Raw genomic sequence first — 8872 nt, 5'->3', positions numbered from 1 at the left:
AAATAACTTCCACTCTTGAAAGTGGGATGGGCGTCCCGCCCGTCCAAAAAGGACGGGCGGGACGCCCATCCCACAATCTTGTGGAATTTATTTAATTCTCATTCCTAAGTGCGATCGGATATAACCATCGACAATAGGGCAACTGAGGACACGGAATTGCCGTTTCCCTACCCCAACATAATCAATCTTCCTCGATAAGAGATATAACCATCGCCCGATTTATTTTCGGGAAACTGCACCGCGTCGTCTCCTGACTTTGGGTAATATCAATTCCGATGCCACCGGATGTGATTCTATTTCATATATTCAACCATCTGCTGTTCCAGCTTAGCCAACAATGTATCCACATCCGTTGCAGCTTCCTCAAAACAAACAGGAGGTTCAGGCTTAGATTCAAAAAAAATTAACTTAATTTGACCTTCCCCGATCGCCAAAATCGCCACTTCTGTCTCAGGTTTGTGAGCATTCAACACGCCTACAACTTCCTGAATATGACTTTTCACTTGACGGTTCAACTCCTCAACCGCCTCTTTCTTACAATACACAAAACGCGGCGTTTCTGCAATATCAATTGCTAAAATCTCCTCGCTTTCCTCTCCCCTTTCCAGAAATAGCCCCCAAGCCAAAGCAGCCAATTCATGTTGATTAGCTTTCACAAATTTATCTAATTTGCGGCTCCAGCTATTTTCGTTGGGTTTGGACTCAGGGCTATCAAATAGAAACATTTTCTCTTCTTGCTTGTAGAAACTAATATTTTGCAGTCAGTTGTCAGTTAGCAGTTGGCAGTTGGCAGTTGGCAGTTGACTGTTGTCATTAGTTACCCATGCCCAATGGCCCATCCCCAATTACAAATTAGCAATTCCCAATTACCCAAAACCGCTGCGTTTCTATCTTATACCAGATTGCACGCGCCAGAGCGCCGCATAAATTCCGTCCTGTTCGATCAGTTGTTCGTGCTGTCCCGATTCTACCACCAGCCCCTCTTCCATGACACAAATGCAATCGGCATTGCGGACTGTAGAAAGACGGTGGGCGATCGCAATTGTAGTGCGATTCTTGGTAATTCGTTCGAGCGATCGCTGAATTGCCGCCTCCGTCTCGTTATCCACCGCTGAAGTAGCTTCGTCAAGAATCAAAATCGGCGGATTCTTCAAAACAGCCCTTGCAATTGCAATTCGCTGGCGCTGTCCCCCCGACAATTTTTGACCGCGTTCCCCGACAATAGTGTTGTAACCGTCCGGCAATTGCGCGATAAACTCGTGCGCTTCAGCAATTTTAGCAGCATTTACTATCTCTCGATTGCTTGCCTCAAAACTACCGTAAGCAATATTTTCTGCTACCGTACCGTGAAACAAAAACACATCTTGACTCACCAATCCGATCGCTCTCCGTAAATCTTTTAAATTCAGGTTATTTAATTCTATACCGTCGAGATAAATATTGCCGTACTGTACCTCGTACAGCCTCAAGATTAATTTCACCAACGTACTTTTTCCCGAACCAGTCGCCCCAACAATCGCAGTAGTTTTCCCCGCCGGCAGAGTCAGGGAAAAATACTGCAATATGGGCTTTCTTTGATTATAATAAAAGGTGACATTTTTAAATTCCAACTCACCCTTAATCGAACTAACTGGCCGCCGAATATCACCCGTGCGAATTGCGATCGGAGTATCCAACAAATTCATCACCCGATTAGTCGAAGCCATAGCCCGCTGGTATTGATCCAGAGTATCTCCCAGGCGAGTCAGCGGCCACAACAACCGCTGGGTCAAAAACACCAAAACGCTGTAAGTTCCCACAGACAACCGGCCCGCCACCACCTCCAAACCGCCCAGAAATAGTGTTGCAATAAACCCCAAGAAAATCACAACCCGAATCAGCGGAATAAAAGCTGCCGAAAGTGCGATCGCCCGTCGGTTGCTTTGGCGGTAAGCTTGGCTTTGTGTTTCGATGCGCTGAATTTCATAATCTTCGGAAGTAAAACTTTTAATAGTAGTAATTCCCATCAAATTATTCGACAGTTGCCCGTTCAGAAAACTCACCTTTTCCCGCACATCAGCATAGAGAGGAGCGAGGCGATTTTGAAAGGCGATCGAACCCCAAATAATAAAAGGTATCGGCAGCATTGACAGCCCAGCAACACCAGGAGATGCAGCAAAAAAAGCCACACCAATCACAATAACCGTTGTAATTACCTGAATTACCTCATTAGCGCCGTCGTCCAAAAAACGTTCTAGTTGATTGATATCATCGTTGAGAATAGAAATCAAACCGCCCGTGCTGCGTTCTTCAAAATAAGCTAATTCTAATTCCTGCAAATGACTGTAAGCTTCCAGACGCAAATCGTGTTCAATATCCTGAGCTAAATTGCGCCACAAATAATCATAGGCATATTCAAAAAGAGATTCCAACGTCCAAACAATCGCGCTCAAAAGAGTGATAATTGCCAGTTGCCAAAAGACATCTTTTATGCCCCACTGAGCGAGGAGAGAATCTTGCTGTTTCACCACCACATCAACGGCAATACCAATTAATGCTGGCGGCGCTAAATCAAAGAATTTATTGAGCAGCGAACAGATACTTGCTAGCCAAGCTTTCAGGCGGTAGCGGCGCCCGTACTTCAGCAGCCGCTTTAGGGGATGGACAGGTTTTGATGGATTTGGTGATGCTTGAGAATCATTCATAGGGCATTTGGCATGGGAAATAGGGCTGAGAATTAGAAATTAGTAGGGTGCTCCGCGCGCACCTTACCTTTGTTTAATTTTTAATTCTCAAAAGCCCCGTTCCTAGGCTTTAAACGTTAACACTGGCTTCACTCTAGCAATTTCTACTTAAATTTTGGATCACAAGTTGTAATTCTGTCTCGCTTGTTGAGTCAGCTTCAACTTGTGTTCGAGAGCTTGCCAATTTTCGGCTTTGATATCGCTGATGAACCCGTCGAGACAGTCGCGGTAAATAGAGAGCGATCGCAATAATTCCTCTCGATTGTACTTTGCCACCATCACTCCCAGCTCAGGATTGCCACCCCCCACCCGGCTCGTGTCCAGAAAACCGGAACTCGCCAAATGTTGGGCTAAATTAACAATATCCCGATCGCCCTCAAGATCGCAGGCCGCAACCAGCGTCGCGCTCGCCATGAGTGGCAAATGAGAAATCCAAGCCACAGCTCGATCGTGCTCGATCGGCTCACATCGGTAAACTTTAGCACCCAGTAACCGCGCAATTTCCTCAACCTTATCCACCGCAAACGCCGGCGTTTGGGCCTGCGGCGTCACCACATAAGGCCGGCCCACAAACAAATCCTTTACCGCCGCCTCAATCCCGCTTTCAGCACTCCCCGCCATCGGGTGTCCCCCCACAAAATTCGGCCACAGAGGAGACACAGCCTGCACTATGGGTGTTTTTACGGAACCGACATCGGTTACAATAGTATCAGGGGAAAGATAGGGCACCAACTCTCGGACGATCGGCTCGATCGACCCCAGCGGCGTGCAAATAAAAACCAGATCGGCTGCTGCCATCAGAGACAGGTGTATGCTGGCTTCATTGACAACACCGCGAGCTTGCGCCCGATCGCAAGTCTGCTGCCGACTCGAAACCCCAAAAACATTAAACCCGCGCGATCGCAAATCCAGCCCGATCGAGCCGCCAATTAAACCCAGTCCTACAATACCGATATTCATAGCAATAAAATGGGGATATTTGATACGGTGCCGCCCCCATGACAGTCGAGGAACTCCTGAAGAAATATGCCGCCGGAGAAAGAAACTTTGCCGGAATCAACCTGACTGAGGCCAACCTCAGCGGCGTCAACTTGAGCGGAGCCAACCTCAAGGGTGCGAATCTGAGTGTAGCAAACCTGAGCGGAGCCAACCTCAGCAAAACCAACCTCACAGGTGCCAAACTCAACATCGCCAGACTCAGCGGCGCCCATCTAGGCGGCGCCGACCTCACCGACGCCGACCTCAACGTCGCTTACCTAGTGCGAGTTGACCTCAAAAAAGCCATACTCATAGGAGCGAAACTGATCAGAGCCGAGCTCATTCGAGCCGAGCTCAGCGGCGCCAACCTCAGCGCCGCCAACCTCAGCGGCGCCACCCTCACCGAAGCCACCCTTCGAGGAGCCAACCTCGCTCAAGCCAACCTTCGAGGCGCTCACCTCAGTGGCGCGTGCTTGACAGAAGCCAACCTCGAACAAGCCAACCTGCAAGGAGCCGACCTCAGCCGAGCCGACCTCAGCGGCGCCGACTTGCGAGGCACAGAACTGAGACAAGCCAACCTAACTCAAGCCGTACTCAGCGGCGCCGACCTCAGCGGCGTCAATTTGCGCTGGGCCATCCTCAGCGGCTGCAATCTTCGCTGGGCCGACCTCAGCGAAGCCAAATTGAGCGGTGCCGACCTCAGCCGAGCCGACCTCTGCCACGCCAACTTGCTGAATGCCAGCTTAGTGCACGCCGACCTATCAAATGCCTATCTGATCCGCGCCGACTGGATTGGAGCAGACTTAACCGGAGCCACCTTAACCGGAGCCAAACTTCACGCAGTTTCGCGGCTCGGCATCAAAACCGAAGGCATGACCTGCAAGTGGGTTGATCTTAGTCCCAACGGCGACCACAGCCAAATTTACTGGTTGAACTCAGGAGGAACCCACGAATTTTTTCACGAAACCTTGCCCACAGTTCGGATCGTGATTGACTCGCCCTTAGACCAAGGCGCTCATTTTGCACTAGCTGCAACTTATTACCAAATTGCCCAACAATACCCGAGTTTAAGTCAGCCTCCCACGATCGAAGTCAGCTCTAGGCGCACCGTACTCGCATTTAAAATGGACAGCGACGATAAATTATTTGCCACAGCTTACGTTGCCATCATTCCTTTTAACGACGCTGCCATAACTCAAAAAAACCTAATAGCTTTAATGAAAATGATTCAATCCCACGATGCAGGCAAACTTAACGTCAAAGAATCTAAACACGTCCAGTTATGCAGCAAAGCACTCAACCAAGCTATCAGCAAAGTAGACCAAATCAAAATTTCCAGTTCTTTTCCAAAAATCGGCGAAAGCATCAATTTCTTTCAAATTCCCACACAGATGATCTTAATTAATTCCCGCGATCAAAGACTCAGCGTATATCACCACCCCGCCTTCGGCAAGCGCCTGATTAAAAAATACGAGCCAAGTAACTCACCATCGGGTAAATTAGCCGAAAGCACAAAATTGGCTCAAGCTAATATCACTAGCATTTTGGATTTTATAAAAGGCTTCCACAATATAGATGTCTAGGCATATTGCATCAAGTTACAGAAAATGCTTATTCTAGTTTAAAGGTTGGCACAACAAAGCTTTGTTCTAGCTAACACATCATATCATTTCCGGTTACACCGGAATGATGTTGACTGTTGACTGTTGACGGTTGACTGTTGACGCCGTGAACAGTGAACAGTCAACGCCGTGAACAGTGAACTCTAATTTACTATTCCGATGCTAACGGATTTGATATCAGGGAAATTTAAAAGCATGGATGCCGAAGAACTCATCACCAAATATGCAGCAGGAGAAAGAGACTTTACTGCCATCCTCCTTTGCGAGGCAAATCTCAGCAGGATCGATCTCAGCGGGGCTAATTTCAGTGAGGCAATCTTGAGCCTCACCAACATGAGCGGCACCAATCTGTCAAACGCCAACATGAGAAAAGCCAAACTCAATGTTGCCAGACTCAGCGGTGCCAATCTCAACAAAGCCAACCTCAGCGGCGCTATCCTCAACGTAGCTAACTTGATTCGAGCCGACCTCAGCGAAGCCCAACTCGTCGAAGCTACACTGATCAGATCCGAACTGATTCGAGCAAACCTCAGTAGTGCCAACTTGACCGGTGCAAATCTCAGCGAAGCAGATTTGAGAGAAGCAACCCTCAGAGAAGCCAATCTAGAGCAAGCCGACCTCAGCGGGGCTCACCTTAGAGGCGCTTCCCTAACAGCGGCAAACTTGGAACGGGCCAACTTGCACAGAGCCGACCTCAGCAGGGCAGACTTGCGAGGAGTCAACCTCTGCAATGCCGAACTCAGACAAGCTAATCTTTCTCAAGCAAACCTTAGCGGCGCGGACTTGCGAGGCGCTAATCTCCGGTGGGCTGACCTCAGCGGGGCGAACCTAACCGGCGCTGACCTCGATGAAGCGAGATTGAGCGGGGCCAACTTGTACGGGGCAAATTTGAGCAATGTCAATCTGTTGAACGCTACTCTGGTACACGCGGATTTGACTCAAGCGAATTTGATTCACGCTGATTGGGTGGGCGCAGATTTGACGGGGGCGGCCCTGACGGGGGCAAAAATTTACGCGGTGTCTAGGTTTGATGTGAAAGCAGATGATATTACCTGCGATTGGGTTGACCTCAGTCCTAACGGCGATCGCAGCCACATTCAGCGCTTTACCCCAGAAGAATCTCAAAGGTTTTTCAATGCTACACCGCCGACAGTTCAAATTATTGTCGATCGACCCCTCGACCCGGATGCTAACTTTGTCCTGGCAGCTACCTACCGCCAAATTGCCCGTCAATACCCTGCTTTGAGCCATCCTCCCAGTATCGAAGTTAATTCCAGACGCACAATCATATCCTTTAAAATAGAGCAGGACGATCAACTATTTCCCACAGCTTTCGTTGCCATTATTCCCTTTAGTGATGCAGCATTTACTCAGAAAAATTTGATTACTTTGATCAAGATGATTCAACCCCAAAGTGGTAATAACCTGGGCGTCAGAGTCTCAAATATGGTAGTGCAATTAAACGTAGCCCTGACCAAAACAATGAGAAAAATAGGGGAAATGAAAATTCAGCCGATTCGCCTCGATCGCGAACCGATGTCAAGTTTTTTCCAATCGCCTACCCAAACTGTACTGGCTAACTCCAGCGCCGAAAGTTTGATGATTCACTATCACCCCGATTTTGGCAGAAACTTGACAAATTTGCCCGGAGTCAACAAAACCTCGATCAGTCCTGCAATTAAAGCCCAAAGATTTACCACCCCGCCGCTAAATACGGTCATTGAGTTTGTCAAAAGCTTTTATCAGCTCGGTGAGTAAATACTATAAATTAATTTGAGATAATTTCTATTCATGCCCTATAAAAGTTAGCCAATTGCTATTTAATTCAAGTAAAAATATGGAAGCTGAAGAACTGCTCAAACGATTTGTACTCGTCAAGAGATACACAGAAGGCGACAGAGACTTCACAGGAATGAACCTGAATGAAGCTAATCTCAGCCGCATCAACCTCAGCCAATCAAATTTAAGGGGGGCTAGCTTATTTGTCACCAACCTCAGCGGCGCTAACTTGAGCGAAGCTAACTTGAGCGAAGCTAACCTGAATGTGGCTAGACTCAGCAGTACCAACCTCACGCGGGCAATCTTAAACGGGGCTACTCTCAACGTAGCAAACTTAGTCAGAGCCGATTTAAGTGCAGCTCAATTAATCGGAGCCTCCCTGATTAGATGCGAATTAGTCCGCTGCGAACTCAGCAAAACTAACTTCAGCTGTGCCAACCTGACTGAAGCAGATTTAAGAGAGGTAAAACTGACGGAAGCTAACCTGTGCGGTGCTAATCTTTCCGGTGCCAATCTCAGAGGTGCTTCGGCTGCTTCAGCTAACTTTCAAGAAGCTAACTTGCATGGCGCGGATTTGACGAAAGCAGAACTTAGCGGCGTCAATTTGAGCAATACCGATATGAGACAAGCTTCTTTGCAACAGGTGAATCTCAGCAGTGCCAATTTGAGCGGAGCTAATCTCAAATGGGCTGATTTGAGCGGAGCTAACCTCAACGGTGCTGATCTGAGCTGTGCTAAATTGAGCGGAGCTAACCTTAACGGAGCAGATTTAAGAAATACTAATTTAGCAAGTGCTAGTTTCGTTCACGCTGATTTGACAGAAACAAATTTGATTAATGCAGATTGGGTGGGCGCTGATTTGAGGGGAGCAACTTTAACAGGAGCAAAACTGTATTTGGTTCCTCGGTGTGGCATCATCGTAGATGATATTACTTGTCAGTGGCTTGACCTGAGCCCGGCGGGCGATCGCACTCTGATTCAACAATTTAATTCGTCGTCACAATCGAGAAAATTTTTAAATCACACGCCTGGGTTAGTGCAAATTGTGGTTGACGCACTTTTAGACTACTCAGCAAACAGCACTTTAGCAACAGCTTACAGCGAAATAGCTCGGCATTACCGGGCAATGAATTTTCCTCCCAATATTGAAGTCGGCTACCGCCGCACAACTCTAACTTTTAGATTTGAGAGCGATGAGCATTTATTGCCAGCAGCTTTTTTAGCGATTCTTCCTTTTAAAGATGCTGTACAAACTCAGAGAAATATTATGGTTATCGGCAAAAATATCGAAAGTCAAAATTTGGAGGAGAAACGAATATTGCAGTTGCGTAAAGCATTGAGTACAGCTACAAATAAATTAAATGATTTGATTAATTTACTCTCTAATATATCACGGATGAGTCAGCCAACAAAGTTTTTTGATTCACCTACCCAAACTATTTTAATTAGTTCGGGACAGGAGAGTTTGATGGTGAATTCTCACGGGAATTTTGGGAAGGGAGGTGCAACTCATCAGGAGAGTAATTTCAGTTTGCCTCTCGGTCAAAAAGTAGTTGATTTTCTGGCCAGTTTTGATTATAAGGAATACCCTGAAAACCCCGTGACTTCAGTCCGGGAATGAAAGGGCGTTGCAGGATTTATCCTGCCTGTTCTCTTTACCTCAATCCTGAATCTAAAATCCAATCTTTTTAATTCAAAAAACTTTCTTAAAAAGTTGGACAAGACGGGACAATATGGTAGACTAAGACAGTCAAGGTTAAACTCCTTTGT

At 47.2% G+C, this 8872-nt stretch carries 6 protein-coding genes; 3 read left to right on the top strand and 3 right to left on the bottom strand.

Going from position 1 to position 8872, the window contains the following annotated elements:
• Positions 1 to 293 precede the first annotated feature (293 nt).
• The 3 genes from ccmS to QUB08_RS25995 all read right to left on the bottom strand — a co-directional run bounded on the left by ccmS (position 294) and on the right by QUB08_RS25995 (position 3683).
• The gene (gene ccmS / locus QUB08_RS26005; RefSeq protein WP_333149963.1) at positions 294 to 725 is read right to left on the bottom strand and encodes a beta-carboxysome assembly chaperone CcmS; all 432 of its coding nucleotides are present in this window, start codon (positions 723 to 725) and stop codon (positions 294 to 296) included.
• Between the two features lie 162 nt (positions 726 to 887).
• Positions 888 to 2684 (bottom strand): ABC transporter ATP-binding protein, encoded by a 1797-nt coding sequence (locus QUB08_RS26000; protein ID WP_333228397.1) that lies wholly within the window; start codon positions 2682 to 2684, stop codon positions 888 to 890.
• Positions 2685 to 2843: 159 nt separating this feature from the next.
• The gene (locus QUB08_RS25995) at positions 2844 to 3683 is read right to left on the bottom strand and encodes a prephenate/arogenate dehydrogenase (protein WP_333228395.1); all 840 of its coding nucleotides are present in this window, start codon (positions 3681 to 3683) and stop codon (positions 2844 to 2846) included.
• Between the two features lie 38 nt (positions 3684 to 3721).
• Here QUB08_RS25995 and QUB08_RS25990 point away from each other — a divergent pair, with 38 nt between their 5' ends.
• From QUB08_RS25990 to QUB08_RS25980, 3 genes are all read left to right on the top strand, one after another.
• Positions 3722 to 5284 (top strand): pentapeptide repeat-containing protein, encoded by a 1563-nt coding sequence (locus QUB08_RS25990; RefSeq protein WP_333149953.1) that lies wholly within the window; start codon positions 3722 to 3724, stop codon positions 5282 to 5284.
• A 234-nt stretch (positions 5285 to 5518) separates the two neighbouring features.
• Positions 5519 to 7081 (top strand): pentapeptide repeat-containing protein, encoded by a 1563-nt coding sequence (locus tag QUB08_RS25985; protein ID WP_333149951.1) that lies wholly within the window; start codon positions 5519 to 5521, stop codon positions 7079 to 7081.
• Positions 7082 to 7160: 79 nt separating this feature from the next.
• Positions 7161 to 8723: a pentapeptide repeat-containing protein gene (locus tag QUB08_RS25980; RefSeq protein ID WP_333228393.1), complete on the top strand. Its 1563-nt coding sequence runs from the start codon at positions 7161 to 7163 to the stop codon at positions 8721 to 8723.
• Positions 8724 to 8872: the final 149 nt, after the last annotated feature.

It is taken from the genome of Microcoleus sp. BR0-C5, assembly GCF_036705045.1.
Taxonomy (GTDB): domain Bacteria; phylum Cyanobacteriota; class Cyanobacteriia; order Cyanobacteriales; family Microcoleaceae; genus Microcoleus.
The sequence above is the reverse complement of the archived record's forward strand: the minus strand, read 5'-3'. Positions and strand labels throughout refer to the sequence as shown.

Bases quoted from the DNA above. Each gene is read 5' to 3' on its own strand.
- QUB08_RS26000 (WP_333228397.1), bottom strand. From the start codon at position 2,684: ATGAATGATTCTCAAGCATCACCAAATCCATCAAAACCTGTCCATCCC.
- QUB08_RS25985 (WP_333149951.1), top strand. From the start codon at position 5,519: ATGGATGCCGAAGAACTCATCACCAAATATGCAGCAGGAGAAAGAGAC.
- QUB08_RS25995 (WP_333228395.1), bottom strand. From the start codon at position 3,683: ATGAATATCGGTATTGTAGGACTGGGTTTAATTGGCGGCTCGATCGGG.
- QUB08_RS25980 (WP_333228393.1), top strand. From the start codon at position 7,161: ATGGAAGCTGAAGAACTGCTCAAACGATTTGTACTCGTCAAGAGATAC.
- ccmS (WP_333149963.1), bottom strand. From the start codon at position 725: ATGTTTCTATTTGATAGCCCTGAGTCCAAACCCAACGAAAATAGCTGG.
- QUB08_RS25990 (WP_333149953.1), top strand. From the start codon at position 3,722: ATGACAGTCGAGGAACTCCTGAAGAAATATGCCGCCGGAGAAAGAAAC.